Below are 21,666 nucleotides of genomic sequence, written 5' to 3'. Positions count from 1 at the left end.
GTACAATATGTACTTTCCTTTCATCATATCAGATTTCGCTGTTATTTTTTAAAAAACTGCTGTATTTTCTCAAGTACTTCGTCACGTGTCCATTCAAATGTTTCACCTGTACGACGTATTTTCACTTCTAAAATTCCTTCCGCAGCTTTTTTACCAATCGTGATGCGAATTGGCAAGCCAATTAAATCAGCATCTGCAAATTTCACTCCCGCTCGCTCTTTACGGTCATCGAGTAATACTTCATAACGGTTTTCTTTTAATAACGCATACAGTTCTTCGCCAAGTTCGCGTTGTGTGTCGTCTTTAACATTAACCGGTACTAGATGAACTTCATAAGGAGCAACAACGTCTGGCCATGTAAAGCCATTTTCGTCTTGGAACTGTTCTGCAACTGCAGCTAGTACACGTGATACCCCAATTCCATAACATCCCATAATATATGGCATTGATTTTCCTTGATCGTTTAAGAATGTGCCTTTTAACGGAATGCTGTAGGTTGTGCCCAATTTGAAAATATGCCCGACTTCAATTCCTTTAGCAAATTGAATTGTTCCTTGTCCGTCTGGGGAAGCGTCGCCTTCTTGGATAAAGCGTAAGTCGTGAAAAGCAGGAACTGTAAAATCTTTTCCTGGTGTAACATTTTTAAAATGATAGCCACTTTCGTTAGCTCCCGCAATTCCATTGACCATGTTTTCTACTGCATGGTCAGCAAACAACCGAATATCTTCAGGCAAATTGATAGGCCCGAGCGAACCGATATCACAGCCTAATAATTGCTGTACCTCTTCCGGTGTAGCCATTTCAATAACAGTAGCACCGGTAGCGTGTTTAACTTTAACATCGTTCACTTCATGATCGCCTCTTGCTAAAACGATAACCAATTCCTCATCCGCTTTAAAGACCATTGTTTTAATGCATTTATCAGCAGTAGTTCCAAAAAATTCTGCAACGTCTGTAATAGTATTCTTACCTGGCGTTGCAACTTTTTCCAACGTTTCAGGAGTTTCATCTGAAACTGGATAACTTACATTCACTGCAGCCATTTCAATATTTGCAGCATATGAAGACGTATCCGAATAAGCGATTGTATCTTCACCTATTTCCGATAACACCATAAATTCATGATTGTCTTTTCCGCCTATTGCACCTGAATCGGCAATAACTGCGCGGAAATTTAGGCCAAGACGCGTAAAGATATTCGTATATGCTTGCATCATTACATCATACGTTTCATCTAAACTTTCAGTTGTAGCATGGAACGAATATGCATCTTTCATTAAAAACTCACGGCCGCGTAATAAACCAAAGCGAGGACGTTTTTCATCTCTAAATTTCGATTGAATTTGGAACAGATTCAACGGTAGTTTTTTATAAGATTTGATCTCATCACGCAATAAGCTTGTAATAACTTCTTCATGAGTTGCCCCTAGTGCAAATTCACGATCATTACGATCTTTTAAACGCATCAATTCGTCTCCATATGAATACCAACGACCTGATTCTTGCCATAATTCAGCTTGTTGAAGTGCCGGCATAAAGATTTCGACGCTGTTAGCAGCTTCCATTTCTTCACGAATCACTGTTTCAACTTTTTGAAGTACTCGTTTTCCAAGTGGTAAAAATGAGTAAATACCGCTCGTATTTTGACGGATAAAGCCTGCGCGTAATAATAACTGATGCGATCTTACTTCTGCATCCGCTGGAGTTTCGCGTAAAGTCGGGATAAACGTTGCTGTTTGTTTCATTCCAGAATACACCTCAACTGACTATAAAATTTTTAATAAAGTTTTAAAAGTTCAGGACAGGCAATAAATCGCCTGTCCGCTATTTCTAAATTGCTTCTATTAGAAGAAATACTTTTGAATATCATTCCAAGTGACAACGAGCATAAGGAGCATGAGAAGCATAATCCCTACAAAATGGACCATCCCCTCTTTTTGCCGATCTACTGGTTTGCCACGTAACGCTTCAACGATAAAGAACATTAAACGTCCACCATCAAGCGCCGGTAATGGAAGCAAGTTCATAATACCAAGGTTGATACTTAACATACCAGCCCAGCTCATCAATGTGAAGAAACCATATTTAGCAACTTCTTCAGTTGTTTTGTAGATACCTACAGGGCCTGATAATGCGTCAATTGTAAACTGACCAGTCACAAGCATTCCTAACAAACGGAAGATTTCTTTGAACCAAAAGATGGTTCGTTCAGCGCCGTATGCAAATGATCCAAGAAAGTCTTTTTCCATCGGGCTTTGATATAGTACACCAATAACACCGACTTCTTCAGCAGATTGCTCTGCAACTTCAGGAGTAATGGTAAAGTCTAACGGCTCGCCATCACGTTCTACTTCAAAAGCTAGTGGGTTTCCCGCATTGTTTTGTACAGACTCAACTAGCTCGTCCCATGTAGCAATTGAATTTCCTTCTATCGAGGTTACCAAATCACCATTTTGCATTCCTGCCTCAGCTGCTGGACTTTCATCCGTTACTTCCGTAATGACAGGTTCAAAAGTCGGAACTCCTTGCATCATACCAAGTGCTGTAAATATTAAAAACGCTAAAATGAAATTAAAAAGTGGGCCTGCAAAAATCGTCATAAATCGCTTGCCAACTGTTTTCGAATCAAATTGTCGATCGTATGGCGCTAAAATAACTTCTCTGCCATTTTCTTCAACAACAGCGTCTCGCGCTACATCAATACGAACTAATTTTTCTTCTTCGTCATAACCTTTAATCCAAAGCTCTTTTTCTAAATCCGCTTCTTCTACTTCAAGAAACAATATTTCAGGATAAACATGCTTTTGGTTCATGATTATTTTTTTAGCTAATCCTTCTTTGTTCAATAATATACCGATGCGGTGGCCTGCTTGGATCTGGATTGTATCCATATCCTCGCCCGCCATGCGCACATATCCGCCAATTGGTAACAAGCGTAATGTGTAAAGCGTTTCTCCTTTGGTGATGCCCAAAATTTTCGGACCCATCCCAATTGCAAATTCACGCACTAAAATACCCGCGCGTTTTGCGAAAAGAAAATGACCAAATTCATGGAAAAAAACTAAAGCACCGAAAATTATTATAAACGAGATAACCGTTTCCATTTTGAACCCACCTTTATAAACTTATTCGGTTTTGATCTTTAGTCATTTTAGCATTTTTTGAACGAATTTTCTTGTTTCAGCATCTACATGCAAAATCGTTTCCAAATCAGGATTGGCTAAAACTTCATGTTGATCCATTGCACGTTCAATCATTTCCTCAATTTGCAAAAACGTAATCTCTTCATTAAGGAATAAGGCAACAGCTTGTTCGTTCGCCGCATTTAATACAGTTGTCATGGTTCCGCCAGCATTTCCAGCATCAAATGCTAATTGCAACGCCCGGAAACGTTTATAATCCATTTCTTTGAAATTCAATTGACCAATTTCAGCTAAGTTTAAACGTTTTGCTTCAGGACGTGAAAGTCGATCCGGATAAGACAACGCGTATTGAATTGGTACACGCATATCTGGAGTTCCAAGTTGCGCCATTACACTTGTATCTTGGAATTCAACCATCGAATGAATAATGCTTTCACGGTGAAGCACGACATCGATATCGGCATACGCAAAATCAAATAATACATGTGCTTCGATAACTTCTAAGCCTTTGTTGACCATAGTAGCTGAATCAATGGTGATTTTCGAGCCCATCGACCAGTTCGGGTGATTGAGTGCATCTTGCACCGTAACGTTCTTTAATTGCTCACGTGTTAAGTCGCGGAAACTGCCGCCAGAAGCCGTCAAAATTAACCGACTAGCTTGTCCAATTTTTTCGCCATTTAGCGCTTGAAACAATGCAGAGTGTTCACTATCAACTGGTAAAATATCGGCACCATAATGTCTAGCGCTATCCATTACTAAATGACCTGCCGTAACAAGCGTTTCTTTGTTTGCAATCGCAATCGTCCGGCCGAGCTTAATCGCTTCTAATGTAGGCTCAAGACCAACACTGCCAAGCACTGCATTCACAAGTATATCTGCATCGTACACAGCAATTTCGATTAAACCTTTAGCACCGCTCACAAATGTTACGCTCGGGTATTCAGCCGCAAGTGTTTTTGTATCTTCTGGTTGTTGAACACAAACGATTTCTGGTTTGAATTCTGTGATTAGTTTACGTGTAATGTCCATGTTTTTTCCAGCAGCAAATCCAACAAGTTTGAATTCATGCGGATGTTCTCGGATAATATCAGCTGTTTGCACACCAATCGAACCTGTAGCACCCAGTAAAATAATTTTCTTAACCATTTAGCAATTTCCTCTCTTAGATGAAATGTAAAAAGTGAAGCAACGGCATCACAAATAAAATACTGTCAAAGCGATCTAATATTCCTCCGTGCCCCGGTAAAATCGTCCCTGAATCTTTCACGTTAAAATGTCTTTTTAACGCTGACTCTACTAAATCACCCATTTGCCCAAAGACAGAGGCAATAATAGTTACCACTACGATTAATATAACGGAATGATTTAATGGGATAAAATAGTCAAAGATTAATGCAATTCCAATCGCCCAAATAATTCCGCCTATAAATCCTTCAACCGTTTTATTTGGCGAAATTTCCGGCCAAAGTTTTCGTTTCCCGATTTTACGTCCTGTAAAATAAGCACCGGAATCAGTAAACCAGACAATTAACAAAGCAAATATTAAGTAGCTCAGGCTCGCTTCACGCGTTTCGATAAAGTAAAAAAAGCCTATCCCCACATATAACGTTCCCATAATAGCAAACGCAGCATCATCAAAAGTAAAACTATTTTTCACAATAACAGTATGTATCAAAAGTAAAATAACGGCCAAAAAAGCAAATTCAATTTTTTCGTAACCAGTCCATTCAAACACTTTATGCGCCCATTGGGTTGGAAGCATAAATGCATAAAGCGCTATCAGAGAAATAAGGCCAGGAATACTACGCAAGCTCCGGCCTTTCATTTTTAAAAGTTCTTGCAAAGCTACTGTTCCTAACATATACACAAGTAAAATAAACGGAATGCCTCCATAAATAACAAAAGGAATGAATAAAGCCGCTGCAATAACACCTGTTATAATCCGTTGTTTCATTTCACTTCGTCTCCTTTCAACCCTCCATACCGGCGATTACGATTTTGGTAAATTTGAATCGCTTCAAGTAAGGAATCTTCATTAAAATCGGGCCACAAGGTTTCCGTAAACCAAAACTCGGTATAAGCCAATTGCCAAAGCATAAAATTACTTAAACGCACTTCACCACTTGTACGAATCAATAAATCGGGTTCAGGCAAACCTTTTGTCATTAGCCCCCCTGTAATAAGATCTTCGTTTATATCGTCGAGAGTTAACGTACCTTTCGCTACTTGCGCTGCAATATCTTTTACCGCATCAACAATTTCTGCGCGACTTCCATAATTTAATGCGAAATTTAATATAAGTCCTGTATTATTTTTAGTTGCTTCTTTTGCCTTCTGGATAGCTTTAAGTGTATGCTTAGGCAAATTTTCATGATATCCCATCATTTCTACGCGCACATTTTCTTCTACTAATTCGGGTAAAAATGTCGTTAAAAATTCTTCAGGTAAACGCATCAAAAAATCCACTTCAATTTTCGGACGTTTCCAATTTTCTGTAGAAAATGCATACAAAGTTAATACACTTACCCCAAGTTCATTGGCAAGCTTTGTCACTTTGCGCACCGTCTTCATTCCTTCATGATGCCCAGCTACTCTTGGCAATGCACGTTTTTTTGCCCAACGTCCATTTCCGTCCATAATAATTGCAATATGCGCCGGAACTTCTTCATTTGGAATTAAAACTGAACGATCGTGGTTTTCTATGACCACGTCAGTATTTCTTTTTAATAGTTTATTAAACATAGTTAATCCTCCACCTATTACAAATCGGCATGTCTATTGCTTATCATATCAAAAAAAACAGCATTGTGCGCTTCTTTCAGAATAGAGCTTTAATTTTTGGCATGAAAAAGCGTCCTGTTTAACAGGACGCTCAACATAAGATGAAGTTCGATTTAAACTTCCATAATTCCTTTTTCTTTATCTTTTGCCATTTCATCGATTTTCGCAATGTTGTCATCTGTCAACTTCTGAACATCATCGGAATACCCACGCAAGTCATCAACTGTGATTTCACTTTTCTTCTCAAGCTTTTTAAACTCGTCATTTGCATCGCGGCGAATATTGCGGATTCCAATTTTCGCTTCTTCAGCTTCTTTTTTCACTTGCTTAACAAGGTCTTTACGACGCTCTTCCGTTAAAGCCGGTACAGCTAAACGGATAACTGAGCCATCATTTGATGGGCTTAAACCTAAGTCAGATTTAAGAATCGCTTTTTCGATATCACCAAGAACCGATTTGTCATACGGTTGAATCATGATCAAACGAGCTTCAGGAATTGAAATCCCAGCAACTTGGTTGACCGGTGTTGGAGAACCGTAATAATCGATTGTTAATTTATCCAAAATTGATGGCGTTGCACGGCCAGCACGGATTGATGCTAAATCGCGTGAAAAAGCTTGGATTGCATTATTCATTTTTGATTGAGTTTCATTCATTACTGATTTCGGCATTATAATGTTCTCCTCACTACTGTACCGATTTTTTCTCCAAGTACAGCTCTTTTTATATTTCCTTTTTCCATAATAGAGAATACTACGAGTGGGATATCATTGTCCATACAAAGCGTAGAAGCAGTTGAATCCATCACTTGCAAACCTTGTTGAATCACGTCGAAATAAGAAAGTTCTTCATATTTCACAGCAGTTGAATCCGTCTTCGGATCAGCTGAATATACACCGTCAACATTGTTTTTCGCCATTAAAATGACATCGGCTTCAATTTCTGCCGCACGCAATGCTGCTGTTGTATCAGTTGAGAAGTAAGGATTTCCCGTACCTGCTGCAAAAATAACAACTCGTTTTTTCTCTAAATGACGAATGGCTCTTCTACGGATATATGGTTCAGCTACTTGGCGCATTTCAATAGAAGACAACACGCGAGTTTCTACGTCTTGTTTTTCTAGTGAATCTTGTAAAGCCAATGAGTTCATAACTGTCGCCAACATGCCCATGTAATCAGCTGTCGCACGATCCATACCCATTTCAGAACCGACTTTACCTCTCCAAATGTTTCCGCCACCTACAACAACTGCTACTTCTACTCCGAGTTCTACCACTTCTTTTACTTGGCTTGCTACTGATTTGATAATTTCAGGGGACAATCCGAAACCCTGTCCTCCTGCCATTGCTTCACCACTTAGTTTTAATACAATGCGTTTATATTGCTGAACACTCATCGGTACCCTCCGTTACACTTTTATTGAAAAATAGGGAACACATTCTCGTGTTCCCCAAGTTAAATCATATGATAAACGTTCTTATTTTTTGTTAACTTGGCTCATAACTTCATCAGCAAAGTTGTCTTCACGTTTCTCGATTCCTTCTCCAACTTCATAACGGATGAATTCTTTAACAGTTCCACCAGTAGAAGCTGCGAAATCACGAACTTTTTGATCTGAGTTCTTAACGAATGCTTGGTCAAGCAAGCAAATGTCTTCGAAATATTTACCAAGACGGCCTTCAACCATTTTAGCAACGATTTTTTCAGGTTTGCCTTCGTTTAATGCTTGCTCAGTCAAGATTTTGCGCTCGTGTTCTACTTCGTCAGCAGAAACTTCGTCACGAGAAATGTATTTAGGGTTTAATGCAGCAATGTGCATAGCGATATCGCGAGCAGCATCTGAGTCAGTAGAGTTTTCAAGAACTACTAATACTGAAATTCTTCCGCCCATGTGTAGGTATGGTCCAAATGCATCTGCATCTGTTTTTGTGCGGATTTCAAAACGACGCAAAGTGATTTTCTCACCAATTTTAGCGATAGCGTTTGAAATGTGGTCAGCAACTGTTAAGCCGTTAGACATTGTAGAAGCGTTAGCTTCTTCAACTGAAGCTGGTTTAGTTGTGATCAAGTGCTCGCCTAATTCTGATACTAATGTTTGGAAGCCTTCGTTTTTCGCAACAAAGTCAGTTTCTGCGTTTACTTCGAAGATAATAGCTTCGTTATCTTTTACAAGAATTGAAGTTGTTCCTTCAGCTGCAATACGATCTGCTTTTTTAGAAGCGCTTGAAAGACCTTTTTCACGTAGGAAATCGATTGCCGCTTCCATATCACCGTCTGTTTGTACTAAAGCTTTTTTGCAATCCATCATACCTGCGCCTGTTTTTGCGCGTAATTCTTTTACCATTTGTGCTGTAACTGCCATGATTAAATTCCTCCTTCATAATTTGTAGCCATTTTCTCAAAAAAAGGTGATAAGAGGGGTTGGCCGCTTATCACCTGTGTAATCGTGAATTACTCAGCAGATTCAGCTTGAGTTTCTTCATCTTCTTCCGGTTTTGACTCAAGCAAAGCATCCGCCATTTTACCAGTTAACAATTTAACTGCGCGAATTGCATCGTCGTTTGCAGGAATAACATAATCGATTTCATCTGGATCACAGTTAGTATCAACGATACCAACGATCGGGATGTTCAATTTCATTGCTTCTGCAACTGCAATGCGTTCTTTACGAGGATCAACTACGAACATTACGTCCGGTAGTGAACTCATGTCACGGATACCGCCTAGGAATTTAACAAGACGTTCGTGTTGTTTTTTCAACTGAACAACTTCTTTTTTCGGTAGAACTTCAAAAGTTCCATCTTCTTCCATGCGTTCAATTTGTTTCAAACGGTTCACACGTTTTTGGATTGTACCGAAGTTAGTAAGTGTTCCACCCAACCAACGTTGGTTGATGTAGTAGTTACCAGAGCGTTCTGCTTCTTCTTTAATAGCGTCTTGAGCTTGTTTTTTCGTACCAACGAAAAGCACTTTTCCGCCTTCTTCGCCAACTTGTTTCATGAAGCTATAAGCTTCTTCCAGTTTGCGAACTGTTTTTTGTAGATCGATGATGTAGATACCGTTACGCTCCACGAAAATATATTTTTTCATTTTCGGGTTCCAACGACGAGTCTGGTGACCGAAGTGTACACCAGCTTCTAACAATTGTTTCATTGAGATTACTGCCATGATATGTTTCCTCCTGATAGGTTATTTTTTCCCTCCGCATTTTTCTTCTCTGAACCGTTACCCAATTGGGCACCTACGACTCAAATCTAAATGCGTGTGTATTTAACACCATTTGAAATTATATCACGCTACAGCTTAAGAACGCAACAAGTTTCTACCAAGTTAGGCAAAATAGCCAAAAGAAAAGATGCCGGAAAATTTCCGACATCTTTTCAAAACAAATTAGTTCATTTTTAATTGTTCAAGTTCTGCAAGGAATTTTGTGTTCAATACTTTAATGTACGTCCCTTTCATTCCTAGAGAGCGTGATTCGATAACGCCAGCACTTTCAAGTTTGCGAAGTGCATTAACGATTACTGAACGAGTAATACCTACACGGTCAGCAATTTTAGAAGCAACTAGTAATCCTTCGTTGCCATCTAATTCTTCAAAAATGTGTTCAATTGCTTCAAGTTCACTATATGAAAGTGAAGAAATCGCCATTTGAACAACAGCTTTGCTACGAGCTTCCTCTTCAATGCGGTCGCCTTTTTCGCGAAGGATTTCCATCCCTACAACTGTTGCGCCGTATTCTCCAAGAATTAAATCGTCATCATGGAATTCTGCTTCTACACGTCCAAGAAGCAATGTTCCAAGGCGTTCGCCACCACCGTTAATTGGGACGATTGTTGTAAGACCATCTTTGAACAACTCACGCTCTTCCACTGGGAAAATCGTGTGTTCGCTGTTTACGTCCAAGTTTTCAGTTGTTTCAGTGATGTTTGAAAGTTTTTGAGTATACTCAGCTGGGAACTGACGATCTTCCAGCATACCTTTCATACGTTCGTTTTCGATTTGTTGGTTAATTGCATAGCCCAACACTTTACCTTTACGGCTTACTACGAACGCGTTACATTCAATAACTTCGCTCAATGTTTCAGCCATATCTTTAAAGTTTACTTTTTTTCCGCCCGCTGCTTCCAGCATCGAGTTAATTCGTCTTGTTTTTCCTAATAAATTCATTTAAATGAACCTCCTACAGTATTCGTACCTTATTTATTCAATATTCTAAAGGTTTTTATACCTTAATGAAACTATTACGCCTTGTTTTACAGAATAAATTGTGACAAATCTTTATTTTTTGCCACATTTTCGAGTTTTTCATTCACATATTGGACGGTAATGTCAATTTGCGCTGGAGAAATCTCGGAAGCTTCAAAAGACAAATCTTCCAAAAGGCGCTCTAGGATGGTATGCAGCCTGCGCGCACCGATGTTATCTGTGTCTTGATTTACTTCGTATGCAATTTCTGCAAGTCTGATTATTGAGGCATCACTGAAGTGTACCACAATTCCCTCTGTTTCGAGAAGGGCTTTGTACTGATTTATTAAAGAATGTTTAGGCTCTGTTAATATTTTTACAAAATCTTCAACTTCTAACTTCTGCAATTCTACCCGGATTGGAAAACGCCCTTGCAATTCCGGGATCAAATCAGACGGTTTGGACATATGAAATGCACCCGCTGCAACGAATAACATATAATCTGTTTTGACTGCTCCGTATTTAGTTGAAACAGTAGAGCCTTCTACTATTGGAAGAATATCCCGCTGTACACCTTCTCGTGACACATCGGCTGATGACGAATTGCTTTTGCTCGCTATTTTGTCCATCTCATCGATAAAGATAATGCCATGCTGCTCAGCTCGTTCAATTGCTTCCATACCAACTTCTTCATCATCGATTAACTTAGCTGCCTCTTCTGTCGTTAATACACGACGAGCTTCTTTTACTCGTAAACGACGCTTTTTCTTTTTCTTGGGCATAAGAGAAGAAAATGCATCCTGCATGTTTGCACCCATTTGTTCCATTCCCGAACCTTGTAGAGCGTCAAACATGGAAAGTGAATTTTCAACCACTTCTACAGTTACCCACTCTTCTTCTAGCTTACCTGCTTTTAAGTCAGCAGCAATCTCTCTTCTTTTTACTCGGACTTCAACTTCTGCGGTTGGTTCTTCTTCTTCTTGTTCAAGCTTTTGTCCAAAAATCATCTCTAATGGATTTTGGTTTGTTTGCTTTTTACGTAAAGAAGGCGCCAATAATTTAACGATCCGTTCATTGGCTGCTGTTTCTGCTTGAAATTTAACTGCTTCGTATTTTTCTTCTTTAACAATTCGCACAGCTGCTTCGACTAAATCGCGTACCATCGATTCAACATCACGCCCGACATATCCGACTTCTGTGAACTTGGTTGCTTCGACTTTAATAAATGGAGCACCCGTTAATTTCGCAATGCGACGAGCAATTTCTGTTTTACCGACGCCAGTTGGACCAATCATTAAAATATTTTTCGGAATTACCTCTCCGCGCATTTCTTCGTCCAACCGACTTCTACGGTAACGATTTCGCAATGCAATCGCGATTGAACGCTTTGCATCTTTTTGACCAACAATGTATCGATCTAAATGATTTGTAATTTGTCTTGGCGTTAAATCCGACTGATTTTTCATTAGGATAATTCCTCCACAACAATTTGGTGATTTGTATAAACACAAATATCTGCTGCAGTTTCTAAAGCTGACTTCGCAATTTCTGAGGCTGTAAAATGATCTCCTGCGAATTTCTTTAATGCACGTCCAGCTGCTAGTGCATAGTTACCACCAGATCCGATTGCTAAAATGCCATCATCCGGTTCAATTACTTCACCAGTTCCCGATACTAACAATAGTTCATCTTTGTTCATAATAATAAGCATCGCTTCTAATTGGCGCAGCATTTTGTCCCCACGCCATTGCTTAGCTAGTTCAACTGCCGCTCTTTGAAGATTGCCGTTATACTCCGTCAACTTGCCTTCAAACATTTCAAACAATGTAAAAGCATCTGCAACTGAGCCTGCAAACCCCGTTAATACTTGCCCATTGTATAATTTACGAACTTTTCTTGCTGTATGCTTCATCACGACAGCATTCCCAAATGTTACTTGGCCATCCCCTGACATTGCACATTGACCATTATGTCGAACTGCAAATATCGTGGTTGCATGAAATTCTTGCATCGTAAAATGCCCCTTTCTAAGCTCGTGGATGTGAGTTCAAATACGTATTTCGTAAATGTTCTTTCGTAACGTGCGTATATACCTGCGTAGAACTTAAATGAGAATGTCCTAATAATTCCTGGACAGTCCGAATATCGGCCCCGTTATTAATCAGGTGAGTTGCAAACGTATGACGAATCATATGCGGATAAATAGAAGAATTGACAGAAGCCTTTTTCATGCATTCGCTTAATATATGGCGAATACCTCGATCAGTAACAGCTTCTCCTCGACTATTTACAAATAAATAATCATGGTCTTGCTTCTTCATTAACTTAGGACGTGCATCTTCGAGGTAATGTTCCAATGCATCCTGTGCAAACTGGCCATACGGAATATATCGTTCTTTTCTTCCTTTACCCATCACTTTTACAATTTGCATTGTTTGGTCTAGATCCGTCAATCGAATTGAAACACATTCACTAACTCGCATGCCGGTCGCATACAGTAATTCAAGAAGTGCTGTGTTACGAATCGACAATTTGTCATCCCCTAGTACTGATTTAAAAAGCTGTGCCAATTCTTCTTCATAAAAAAATTGTGGTAGTCGCTCTTCTTTTTTAGGATGATATAGTGATCTAAACGCAGCTTCGTCTAAGCCATACTCCCGATTCGCATAACGAAAAAACGACCGAATAGCAGAAATTTTTCTAGAAACAGTGGTTCTTGATAATTTCGCATCATATAATTTCGTAACATAATTTCTAGCATGTATATATTCTACTTCTCTAATGTCTGGTACACCTTCAGCATTTAGAAACAGAAAAAAATCCGCCAAATCATGTTCATAATGGTGGACGGTATGTTCAGAATAATTCTTTTCCAATTGAATATAACTCATAAAAGATTCCAGCATCTTTTCTTTCTCCATACGCGCTCCACCTTTCAGCAAATAGAAAAGCCTCTAAATTATAACAACATTTAGAGGCTTTTATCAATTAAACAGTTACTGTATTCATATAATTTTGAATTGATTCAAGTGCGCGGTTTGCATGTCGCTCTGCACGCTCTTGTTTCGAACGGATGCGTTCACCTAAATCAGGGAACAATCCGAAGTTAACATTCATTGGTTGGAAATTTTTGCTATCTGCTTCCGTAATGTATCGCGCCATACTACCTAAAGCTGTTTCGGCCGGGAATACTAACAAGTCTTCACCTAGTGCCAATTTCGCAGCATTGATGCCTGCCAATAATCCGCTTCCTGCAGATTCTACATAGCCCTCTACGCCCGTCATTTGGCCAGCAAAGAAAATATTATCATCAGCTTTTAATTGATAAGTTGGTTTTAGGACACGCGGTGAGTTGATGAACGTGTTGCGGTGCATAACACCGTAACGAACAATTTCAACGTTCTCCAAGCCTGGGATCAATTTTAACACTTCTTTTTGAGGTCCCCATTTAAGATGCGTTTGGAAACCAACGATATTGTAAAGTGTTCCTGCTGCATCATCCTGACGAAGCTGAACTACTGCATATGGACGTTCTCCCGTTTTTGGATCTTCTAATCCTACCGGCTTCATCGGTCCGAATGTTAACGTTTTCTCGCCTCTAGCCGCCATTACTTCAACAGGCATACAGCCTTCAAAGTAAATTTCTTTTTCAAATTCTTTCAAAGGTACTACTTCAGCTTCAACAAGCGCTGTATGGAATCGTTTAAACTCTTCTTCTGTCATTGGACAGTTTAGATAAGCCGCTTCTCCTTTGTCGTAGCGAGATTTCAAATACACTTTATCCATATCGATGCTGTCTTTTTCAACGATTGGTGCTGCTGCATCATAGAAATACAAATATTCTTCGCCCGTTAACTTACGAATCTTCTCAGCAAGTGCTGGTGACGTTAGTGGACCGGTTGCAATAATCGTAATGCCTTCTGGAATTTCTGTTACTTCTTCGTTGATCACTTCTACTAATGGGTGGTTTTTCACTTTATCAGTTACTGCCGCCGCAAATTCGTGACGATCAACTGCTAACGCGCCACCTGCTGGTACGGATGCACCATCTGCTGATTCGATAATGACTGAATCCAATTTGCGCATTTCTTCTTTGATCACGCCAACAGCATTCGTTAATGAATTAGCGCGTAAAGAATTACTGCAAACTAGTTCTGCAAATTTATCTGTGTGATGTGCAGCAGTTTGTTGAACTGGGCGCATTTCAAACAACCGGACATTTACTCCTCGTTTTGCGATTTGCCAAGCTGCTTCACTCCCAGCTAATCCGGCTCCAATTACGTTTACATATTTCGTCATTTCTAAACACCTCTACATTATTATTGAACTTCTTCTTTATAATCACAGCTCGTACAACTAATTTGTACACCTTTTTTCACTTTTTTCTCTACTAGTAACTCGCTACATTTCGGACACGGTCGCTCAATCGGTTTATCCCATGAGACAAATTCACATTCTGGATAACGTTCACACCCGTAGAATATGCGGCGCTTTTTACTTTTTCTCTCTACAATTTCGCCTTGCTTACAAGTTGGGCATGTCACCCCAATATGCTTCACAATGGCTTTTGTATTTCGACATTCCGGGAAATTACTGCAAGCCATGAATTTTCCGTAACGACCTAGTTTATAAACCATCGGTGAACCACATAATTCACAGTCTTCCCCAGCCGGCTCATCTTTGATCTGTACTTTTTCCATTTCATTTTCTGCTACTTCGACGTTTTTTTCGAATTTCTGATAAAATGCGTCGATAATGGAGCGCCATTCGATTTCGCCTTCTTCGACAGTATCCAAATCATGCTCCATTTTAGCGGTAAATTCAATGTTTAAAATATCCGGGAAGAATTCGAGTACAAGCTGATGAACAATTTCACCCAACTCTGTTGGGATAAATCGTTTAGCATCTAATGTAACATACCCACGCTTTTGGATAGTGTCGAGTGTCGGTGCATAGGTTGACGGACGTCCTATCCCAAGCTCTTCAAGTGCTCTCACTAAACGGGCCTCTGTAAAACGCGGAGGCGGCTGCGTAAAATGCTGATTTGGTGTAATATCAACGGCTTTTACTACGTCACCTTCTGTCATTTCCGGTAAAATGTTATCTTTTTCTTCTTTTTGATCATCTGTACCTTCAATATACAGCTTCATAAAGCCCGGAAATTTAACTTGAGAACCGTTGGCACGAAATACAGCTTCTCCATTTTGCAACTCGGCCATAACTGTATCTAATACAGCCGATGACATTTGACTTGCAACAAAACGATCCCAAATAAGTTTATACAGACGGTAAAGGTCGCGTGACAGAATGCTCTTCATCGACTCGGGTGTCCGCATGACACTTGTTGGGCGCACCGCTTCGTGGGCATCTTGTGATTTTGCAGACTGTTTTGCAGCGACTTTTTGCGTAACATACTCTTCGCCATATTTTTCAACGATAAAGTCGATGGTATCTTTTTTCGCTGTATCTGAAATCCGCGTTGAATCTGTTCGCATATAGGTGATTAAACCTGTAATGCCTTCTTTGCCAACTGCAATACCTTCATACAATTGTTGCGCTAGCATCATTGTCTTTTTAGCTCGGAAGTTTAACTTGCGGGCGGCTTCTTGTTGGAGTGAAGATGTTGTAAAAGAAGGGGAGGGATTTCTTTTTCTCTCTTTTTTCACTACACGGTTTACTGTAAAGTTCTTCCCTGACATTGAAGACATTACTTCTTTGACATCAGCCTCATTATTCAATTTCATTTTTTCTTTTGTATTGCCATAAAATTGCGCTTCAAATTTCTTTTTCGACTTTTCAAACTCTCCAGTAATAGACCAGTATTCTTCCGGTTCAAAACCTTTGATTTCGTTTTCACGATCAATAACTAATCGCAAAGCCACTGATTGAACGCGCCCAGCTGATAATCCTTTTTTCACTTTTTTCCAAAGTAAAGGACTAATGCTATACCCAACAAGACGATCTAAAATTCGGCGTGCTTGTTGTGCATCGACTAAGTCCATATCAATTTTGCGCGGATGCTTAAAGGATTCTTTAATTGCATCTTTTGTGATTTCGTTAAAAACGACACGGCAATCTGAAGTTTGGTCAATGCCGAGTGCCGTAGCTAAATGCCACGCAATTGCTTCTCCTTCTCTGTCGGGGTCAGCCGCGAGAAAGACTTTCTTTGCTTTTTTTGCTTCTTTTTTAAGATCTTGTAAGATTGGTCCTTTACCTCTGATTGTAATATAACGAGGTTCGTAGTTGTTTTCCACGTCTACACCCATTTGACTCCGGGGCAAATCGCGTAAATGTCCAAGTGAAGCACGGACTTTATATTTCTTACCCAAATACCGTTCGATTGTTTTAGCCTTTGCAGGCGATTCCACAATCACTAAAAAATCCGCCATAATTATTTCCTCCTCATAGAGGTTTCTCAAAACTGCTTAAAAGAATTACCTGTTGCAAAATGTATAACAGTTTTTAGCTTAATGCAAGGGTTTTCGTTTTTTTCATTCTTTTCAAACTGGCATATGTTGGTATTCTTCTAGCACTTGCCAACCGTTCCATACTGGTTTTGCGCCTTCTAAAATCAATTTATGAGGCCCTTCAGATAACAAAGAGTCAATACTTCCTGGTACGGCGAAAATATCTTTTCCATGATCCAACGCATGTTCAATTGTGCTTAATGTGCCACTTTTCACTTGCGCTTCTGTCACAATAATTCCTTTAGATAATCCACTGATAATGCGATTTCTCATCGGAAAATTCCATTTTTGAGGCCTCATATATGGGGGATATTCAGTTAAAACAAGATGCCTTTCTTCTATTATATGGTTTAAGCTGGCGTTTTCTTTCGGGTAAGGATGTAAAAAACCACTGCCTGTAACAGCGATTGTTCGGCCACCTAAATCAATTGCTTTTTGATGAGCCATAGCATCTGCACCTTTTGCTAAGCCACTAACAATAACAAAATCTTTTTCAACAAGTGGGGGAACGATTTTTTGCAGAGCTTTTTGAGAATACGATGTGGCTTTACGTGATCCAATTATGGCTATTTTTCGAGAATTTTTTAATAATGTGAGGTCTCCTTTAGCATAAAGTATGGCAGGAGGGTCGATTAACTCAAGCAAACTCTCAGGATAAAGTGGGTGTTGATAAGATATGGGGAGTATCTTATATTTGGCGTAGGTTTCTTGTAAGGGGTATGTCAGGGATTGGCTGTATGAGGCTTTTAGTTTTATTGCTTGTTCTAATTTAATGTTTAGTAACCACATTATCTCATTCAGAGATTTTCGTTCAAGCTTAGCTAAGTTTGGATCATCAGCTAATAGCGGTAGTAACTTTTGCAAACTTTTCGGATAAACATAATGCAATGCCAATAAACGTTCAGTAAATTCTTTGTTCATGTTGTTCCTCCTGTTCATTTTTGGAATCCATTAAGGTGTGTCGAAGAAAACCACCTTCTTTTCATTTTAATCTGTTTTTCTATTGGCGTAAACTTTTTAAATGTGCCTATGTTCATCCTTTTTTCATTGTAACAAGTATTTTTTCAATAGAATAATGCAGTTACGCATAACATATACATAAAAAAAGACTCAAGCTCTTGTTTAACCAAGAGTTTGAGTCTTTTGTTTATTAATGAGTTTTACACTTGTCGTATAAACCTTTTTCTTTAATCACTTTGATCAAAGTTTCTCCGATTACTGATGGAGTGTCTGCAACTTCGATTCCAGCTTCGTTCATTGCTTTGATCTTATCAGCAGCTGTTCCTTTACCGCCAGAAATAATCGCACCGGCATGGCCCATACGTTTTCCTTCAGGTGCAGTTTGTCCACCGATAAATCCTACAACAGGTTTTGTCATGTTCGCTTTAACCCACTCAGCAGCTTCTTCTTCAGCTGTTCCGCCGATTTCACCGATCATTACAACTGCGTACGTATCTTCATCTTCATTGAATTCTTTCAACACATCGATAAAGTTTGTACCGTTTACTGGGTCTCCACCGATACCGACAGCTGTCGATTGGCCAATTCCCTCTTCAGACAATTGGTGAGTCGCTTCATACGTCAGTGTACCTGAACGTGAAACAACGCCAACATGTCCTTTTTTGTGAATGTATCCAGGCATGATGCCGATTTTACATTCGTCCGGAGTAATAACGCCCGGGCAGTTAGGTCCAACAAGACGTGTTTTCTTGCCTTCCATGTAACGGTTCACTTTAACCATATCCAATACTGGAATATGCTCAGTGATACAAATTGCCATGTCAAGCTCAGCTTCAACAGCTTCAAGAATTGCGTCTGCAGCGAAAGGTGCCGGTACGTAAATTACAGATACGTTAGCTCCTGTAGCTTTTACTGCTTCTTCAACAGTATTGAAGACAGGTACGCCTTCAGCTTCAGTTCCGCCTTTACCTGGTGTTACACCCGCAACGATTTTCGTTCCGTATTCAAGCATTTGCTTTGTATGGAAAAGGGCAGTTGACCCTGTAATTCCTTGTACAAGCACTTTTGTGTCTTTATTAATGTATACACTCATTTTTGTCCCTGCCCTTCTTTAGCCTACAAGTTCTACGATCTGTTTAGCGCCGTCTGCCATTGTTCCAGCAGCTACGATATTAAGACCTGATTCATTAAGCAGTTTTTTACCAAGTTCTACGTTTGTTCCTTCAAGACGGACTACTAATGGCACTTCAAGGCTTACTTCTTTAGCAGCTTGAATTACGCCTTCCGCAATGATGTCACACTTCATAATACCGCCGAAAATGTTAACGAAAATTCCTTTTACATTCTTATCAGAAAGAATGATTTTGAAAGCTTCCGTTACTTTCTCAGCAGTGGCACCGCCCCCAACGTCAAGGAAGTTAGCGGGTGTTCCGCCGTAATAGTTGATCGTGTCCATTGTTGCCATAGCAAGTCCGGCGCCGTTAACCATACAGCCGATGTTCCCATCTAAAGAAATGTAGCTCAAGTCATACTTAGAAGCTTCAATTTCTTTTGGATCTTCTTCGTCGAAATCGCGAAGTTCCACAATGTCTTTGTGGCGGTAAAGAGCGTTTTCATCAAAATCGAATTTCGCATCAAGCGCTAAAATATTGCCGTCGCCAGTTTCAACTAACGGGTTAATCTCAACGATTGAAGCGTCTTTTTCGATAAATACAGTGTATAGTCCAAGCATGAATTTCGCCGCTTTGTTAACAAGCTTTGGCGGAATGTTCATGTTGAAAGCCATGCGGCGTGCCTGGAAACCAGTCAAACCGATTACTGGATCGATTACTTCTTTGAAGATTTTTTCAGGAGTGTTTTCAGAAACTTCTTCGATATCTACTCCGCCCTCTTCAGAGCCCATAAGAGTTACACGAGCAGTTTGGCGGTCAAGCACCAATCCGATGTAATACTCCTTCTTAATGTCAGATCCTTCTTCGATCAAAAGGCGTTTAATTTCTTTACCTTCTGGACCTGTCTGGTGAGTCACAAGAACTTTACCTAAAAGTTCTTTCGCATATGTACGGACTTCATCCAGATTTTTAGCGATTTTAACACCGCCAGCTTTGCCTCGTCCACCTGCGTGGATTTGTGCTTTTACCACGACAACATCCGTACTCAGTTCTTTAGCTGCCTTAACTGCTTCTTCTGGAGAAAAAGCAACGGTGCCGTATGAAACTGCTACGCCATATTGTCTGAGGAGTTCTTTACCTTGATATTCATGGATATTCATCTGTCATCCTCCAATCAAACATCTCTATCGTAATTTTATTGCCTATACCATTGTATTAAAGTTGTCGTAGAATGTCCACCGTTGTTCGATATTCTGACAAAACTTCGTGTATTCAAAACAGCGAACTTTTCGTCAAAAGAGTTTTTATCGGTTCGAATGTTTTGCGATGAATTTCGCAAGGTCCATATTCTTGAAGTGCCGCAACATGTTCTTTCGTGCCATAGCCAGCATGTTTTTCAAATCCATATTGAGGATATTGAACAGCATATTCTGTCATTAATGCGTCTCTGCCTGTTTTCGCTAATATCGATGCAGCTGCTATACTCAAGCTTTTCGCGTCACCTTTAATAATAGACTCACAAGTCATCGGCAGTTCGAGCATCATTGCATCAGCCAATACTATGTCAGGCGCAGGAGTTAATGCCCGCGCAGCTTCTGTCATCGAACTTTTGGTTGCTTGGTAAATATTTAGTCGATCAATTTCTTCGGGTGATTGAACATGCACAGCATAACTAATCGCAAATTTTTTTATTGTTATTGCCAGTTCATCGCGTTTTGCTTTACTTAATTGTTTAGAATCGTCTAGGCCGATTAAACTCGAACAATCTTCTGGCAAAATAACAGCCGCAGTTACAACAGGACCCGCAAGAGGCCCTCTACCTGCTTCGTCAATTCCTGCCACTAAGTCCACACTTTCTTTTCGAAACGAATCATCAAATGCTAATTTGGCATTATGATCATTCAGCAACTTTTTTCGTTGAACTTGCTTTTTCCGCCATGACGTTAATAAGGTTTGTACACTTTTCCTGGAATCGGTTTCGATTTCACTCATCCACGGTTGCCATTCAGTGGTCATTTTTAGCTTTTCTTTTATTTCGGTGATTTTTAGCATCTATTCAACTTCTTTCAATTTTTCTCGATATGTAAAAAGCTGCCCCTCAAAAATCGAGGAGCAGCTCTTGTTAGAAAGAGCGATTGCTCACTCTTCTTCTTCAATCATTTCATCTCTATAATCAAACGTTACTTTGCCCAAGTGCTGATTGCGAATATCGCGCACAATGACTTCAGCAGTCATTTCATAATCGACTTCGCCATGCTGATCTTTGCATCCTCGCTTGTTGCCGATATGATCGAATGTATTGACGATTTCCTCGTCAATATGATCGATGCCGTAACGCTCTTTCATGCGATCTGGATAGCGTTCTTCTAAAAATTTCAGCGCGTAAATAGCCAGTTCCTGCATTTGAATTACGGAATCCTTAATGGCACCTGTAACCGCCAATTTCAAGCCTGTTTCAGGATCTTCAAATTTTGGCCATAAAATACCCGGTGTATCCAGTAATTCAATTTCTTTGCCGACTTTAATCCATTGTTGCGCTTTTGTGACACCAGGCATATTTCCTGTTTTCGCTAAGCTTTTTTTCGATAACCGGTTAATGAGTGTCGACTTTCCGACGTTCGGAATTCCGACAATCATCGCACGAATGGCACGGGGCTTTATGCCTTTGGCAATCATTCGATCCCATTTTTCTTCTAATATTTCTTTTGAAGCTTTTGTAACTAGTTGCAGTCCTCTACCTTCTAGTGAGTTGATTGCAACGGCACGCGTACCTTGATCCTCGAAATAACGAATCCATTTTTTCGTTTCAACTTCATCGGCCATGTCCATTTTGTTTAAAATTATTAGACGTGGTTTTTGTTGAATCACTTGATCGATCATTGGATTTCGTGAAGATAAAGGCAACCTGGCGTCAACAAGTTCAAAAATAATATCCACTAATTTCAGTTTTTCAGTAACTTGTCTTCGCGCTTTTGCCATATGCCCAGGAAACCATTGTATCGTCATAAAACC

General features: G+C 39.7%; 20 protein-coding genes. All 20 read right to left on the bottom strand.

What is annotated here, in order from left to right; all coding sequences use genetic code 11:
• Positions 1 to 41: 41 nt before the first annotated feature.
• The gene (locus GPDM_RS09340; RefSeq protein WP_008430870.1) at positions 42 to 1,745 is read right to left on the bottom strand and encodes a proline--tRNA ligase; all 1,704 of its coding nucleotides are present in this window, start codon (positions 1,743 to 1,745) and stop codon (positions 42 to 44) included.
• Positions 1,746 to 1,844: 99 nt separating this feature from the next.
• Positions 1,845 to 3,104, bottom strand: a complete 1,260-nt coding sequence (rseP, locus tag GPDM_RS09335) for an RIP metalloprotease RseP (protein WP_008430869.1) — start codon at positions 3,102 to 3,104, stop codon at positions 1,845 to 1,847.
• Positions 3,105 to 3,146: 42 nt separating this feature from the next.
• Positions 3,147 to 4,292 (bottom strand): 1-deoxy-D-xylulose-5-phosphate reductoisomerase, encoded by a 1,146-nt coding sequence (gene dxr / locus GPDM_RS09330; protein WP_008430868.1) that lies wholly within the window; start codon positions 4,290 to 4,292, stop codon positions 3,147 to 3,149.
• 16 nt (positions 4,293 to 4,308) lie between these two features.
• Entirely contained in the window at positions 4,309 to 5,100 is a 792-nt protein-coding gene (locus GPDM_RS09325) for a phosphatidate cytidylyltransferase (protein WP_008430867.1), read from the bottom strand.
• Positions 5,097 to 5,888, bottom strand: coding sequence for an isoprenyl transferase (locus GPDM_RS09320; RefSeq protein WP_008430865.1), 792 nt, complete (start codon positions 5,886 to 5,888; stop codon positions 5,097 to 5,099). Before GPDM_RS09320 ends, GPDM_RS09325 begins: the two co-directional genes overlap by 4 nt.
• 152 nt (positions 5,889 to 6,040) lie before the next feature.
• Positions 6,041 to 6,598 (bottom strand): ribosome recycling factor, encoded by a 558-nt coding sequence (frr, locus tag GPDM_RS09315; RefSeq protein ID WP_008430863.1) that lies wholly within the window; start codon positions 6,596 to 6,598, stop codon positions 6,041 to 6,043.
• A complete protein-coding gene (pyrH, locus tag GPDM_RS09310; protein ID WP_008430861.1) occupies positions 6,598 to 7,323 on the bottom strand; it encodes a UMP kinase in 726 nt (241 codons plus the stop codon). Before pyrH ends, frr begins: the two co-directional genes overlap by 1 nt.
• An 81-nt stretch (positions 7,324 to 7,404) precedes the next feature.
• A complete protein-coding gene (gene tsf, locus GPDM_RS09305) occupies positions 7,405 to 8,289 on the bottom strand; it encodes a translation elongation factor Ts (protein WP_008430858.1) in 885 nt (294 codons plus the stop codon).
• 89 nt (positions 8,290 to 8,378) lie between these two features.
• Positions 8,379 to 9,095: a 30S ribosomal protein S2 gene (rpsB, locus tag GPDM_RS09300; protein ID WP_008430856.1), complete on the bottom strand. Its 717-nt coding sequence runs from the start codon at positions 9,093 to 9,095 to the stop codon at positions 8,379 to 8,381.
• A 222-nt stretch (positions 9,096 to 9,317) separates the two neighbouring features.
• Complete coding sequence (gene codY, locus GPDM_RS09295) at positions 9,318 to 10,097, bottom strand: GTP-sensing pleiotropic transcriptional regulator CodY (protein ID WP_008430854.1); 780 nt, start codon at positions 10,095 to 10,097, stop codon at positions 9,318 to 9,320.
• Between the two features lie 86 nt (positions 10,098 to 10,183).
• Positions 10,184 to 11,581: an HslU--HslV peptidase ATPase subunit gene (hslU, locus tag GPDM_RS09290; RefSeq protein WP_008430853.1), complete on the bottom strand. Its 1,398-nt coding sequence runs from the start codon at positions 11,579 to 11,581 to the stop codon at positions 10,184 to 10,186.
• A complete protein-coding gene (hslV, locus tag GPDM_RS09285; protein ID WP_008430852.1) occupies positions 11,581 to 12,126 on the bottom strand; it encodes an ATP-dependent protease subunit HslV in 546 nt (181 codons plus the stop codon). Before hslV ends, hslU begins: the two co-directional genes overlap by 1 nt.
• Positions 12,127 to 12,142: 16 nt before the next feature.
• Complete coding sequence (gene xerC, locus GPDM_RS09280; protein WP_008430850.1) at positions 12,143 to 13,036, bottom strand: tyrosine recombinase XerC; 894 nt, start codon at positions 13,034 to 13,036, stop codon at positions 12,143 to 12,145.
• 67 nt (positions 13,037 to 13,103) lie between these two features.
• Positions 13,104 to 14,414 carry an FADH(2)-oxidizing methylenetetrahydrofolate--tRNA-(uracil(54)-C(5))-methyltransferase TrmFO gene (gene trmFO, locus GPDM_RS09275; protein ID WP_008430849.1) on the bottom strand — a complete coding sequence of 437 codons (1,311 nt, stop codon included), beginning with the start codon at positions 14,412 to 14,414 and terminating at the stop codon, positions 13,104 to 13,106.
• A gap of 20 nt (positions 14,415 to 14,434) precedes the next feature.
• The gene (gene topA / locus GPDM_RS09270; protein WP_008430847.1) at positions 14,435 to 16,504 is read right to left on the bottom strand and encodes a type I DNA topoisomerase; all 2,070 of its coding nucleotides are present in this window, start codon (positions 16,502 to 16,504) and stop codon (positions 14,435 to 14,437) included.
• A gap of 111 nt (positions 16,505 to 16,615) precedes the next feature.
• A complete protein-coding gene (dprA, locus tag GPDM_RS09265) occupies positions 16,616 to 17,503 on the bottom strand; it encodes a DNA-processing protein DprA (RefSeq protein WP_008430845.1) in 888 nt (295 codons plus the stop codon).
• Between the two features lie 229 nt (positions 17,504 to 17,732).
• Positions 17,733 to 18,635: a succinate--CoA ligase subunit alpha gene (gene sucD, locus GPDM_RS09260; protein WP_008430844.1), complete on the bottom strand. Its 903-nt coding sequence runs from the start codon at positions 18,633 to 18,635 to the stop codon at positions 17,733 to 17,735.
• An 18-nt stretch (positions 18,636 to 18,653) separates the two neighbouring features.
• Positions 18,654 to 19,814, bottom strand: coding sequence for an ADP-forming succinate--CoA ligase subunit beta (gene sucC / locus GPDM_RS09255; RefSeq protein ID WP_008430842.1), 1,161 nt, complete (start codon positions 19,812 to 19,814; stop codon positions 18,654 to 18,656).
• Positions 19,815 to 19,926: 112 nt separating this feature from the next.
• Positions 19,927 to 20,706 (bottom strand): ribonuclease HII, encoded by a 780-nt coding sequence (locus GPDM_RS09250; protein WP_008430841.1) that lies wholly within the window; start codon positions 20,704 to 20,706, stop codon positions 19,927 to 19,929.
• 87 nt (positions 20,707 to 20,793) lie between these two features.
• Complete coding sequence (ylqF, locus tag GPDM_RS09245) at positions 20,794 to 21,660, bottom strand: ribosome biogenesis GTPase YlqF (RefSeq protein WP_008430840.1); 867 nt, start codon at positions 21,658 to 21,660, stop codon at positions 20,794 to 20,796.
• Between the last annotated feature and the right edge of the window lie 6 nt (positions 21,661 to 21,666).

This window comes from Planococcus donghaensis MPA1U2 (assembly GCF_000189395.1).
Taxonomy (GTDB): Bacteria; Bacillota; Bacilli; order Bacillales_A; family Planococcaceae; genus Planococcus; species Planococcus donghaensis_B.
The sequence above is the reverse complement of the archived record's forward strand: the minus strand, read 5'-3'. Positions and strand labels throughout refer to the sequence as shown.

Coding starts and splice junctions, on each gene's coding strand:
- GPDM_RS09340 (WP_008430870.1), bottom strand. CDS start 1,745: ATGAAACAAACAGCAACGTTTATCCCGACTTTACGCGAAACTCCAGCG.
- rseP (WP_008430869.1), bottom strand. CDS start 3,104: ATGGAAACGGTTATCTCGTTTATAATAATTTTCGGTGCTTTAGTTTTT.
- dxr (WP_008430868.1), bottom strand. CDS start 4,292: ATGGTTAAGAAAATTATTTTACTGGGTGCTACAGGTTCGATTGGTGTG.
- GPDM_RS09325 (WP_008430867.1), bottom strand. CDS start 5,100: ATGAAACAACGGATTATAACAGGTGTTATTGCAGCGGCTTTATTCATT.
- GPDM_RS09320 (WP_008430865.1), bottom strand. CDS start 5,888: ATGTTTAATAAACTATTAAAAAGAAATACTGACGTGGTCATAGAAAAC.
- frr (WP_008430863.1), bottom strand. CDS start 6,598: ATGCCGAAATCAGTAATGAATGAAACTCAATCAAAAATGAATAATGCA.
- pyrH (WP_008430861.1), bottom strand. CDS start 7,323: ATGAGTGTTCAGCAATATAAACGCATTGTATTAAAACTAAGTGGTGAA.
- tsf (WP_008430858.1), bottom strand. CDS start 8,289: ATGGCAGTTACAGCACAAATGGTAAAAGAATTACGCGCAAAAACAGGC.
- rpsB (WP_008430856.1), bottom strand. CDS start 9,095: ATGGCAGTAATCTCAATGAAACAATTGTTAGAAGCTGGTGTACACTTC.
- codY (WP_008430854.1), bottom strand. CDS start 10,097: ATGAATTTATTAGGAAAAACAAGACGAATTAACTCGATGCTGGAAGCA.
- hslU (WP_008430853.1), bottom strand. CDS start 11,581: ATGAAAAATCAGTCGGATTTAACGCCAAGACAAATTACAAATCATTTA.
- hslV (WP_008430852.1), bottom strand. CDS start 12,126: ATGCAAGAATTTCATGCAACCACGATATTTGCAGTTCGACATAATGGT.
- xerC (WP_008430850.1), bottom strand. CDS start 13,036: ATGGAGAAAGAAAAGATGCTGGAATCTTTTATGAGTTATATTCAATTG.
- trmFO (WP_008430849.1), bottom strand. CDS start 14,414: ATGACGAAATATGTAAACGTAATTGGAGCCGGATTAGCTGGGAGTGAA.
- topA (WP_008430847.1), bottom strand. CDS start 16,504: ATGGCGGATTTTTTAGTGATTGTGGAATCGCCTGCAAAGGCTAAAACA.
- dprA (WP_008430845.1), bottom strand. CDS start 17,503: ATGAACAAAGAATTTACTGAACGTTTATTGGCATTGCATTATGTTTAT.
- sucD (WP_008430844.1), bottom strand. CDS start 18,635: ATGAGTGTATACATTAATAAAGACACAAAAGTGCTTGTACAAGGAATT.
- sucC (WP_008430842.1), bottom strand. CDS start 19,814: ATGAATATCCATGAATATCAAGGTAAAGAACTCCTCAGACAATATGGC.
- GPDM_RS09250 (WP_008430841.1), bottom strand. CDS start 20,706: ATGCTAAAAATCACCGAAATAAAAGAAAAGCTAAAAATGACCACTGAA.
- ylqF (WP_008430840.1), bottom strand. CDS start 21,660: ATGACGATACAATGGTTTCCTGGGCATATGGCAAAAGCGCGAAGACAA.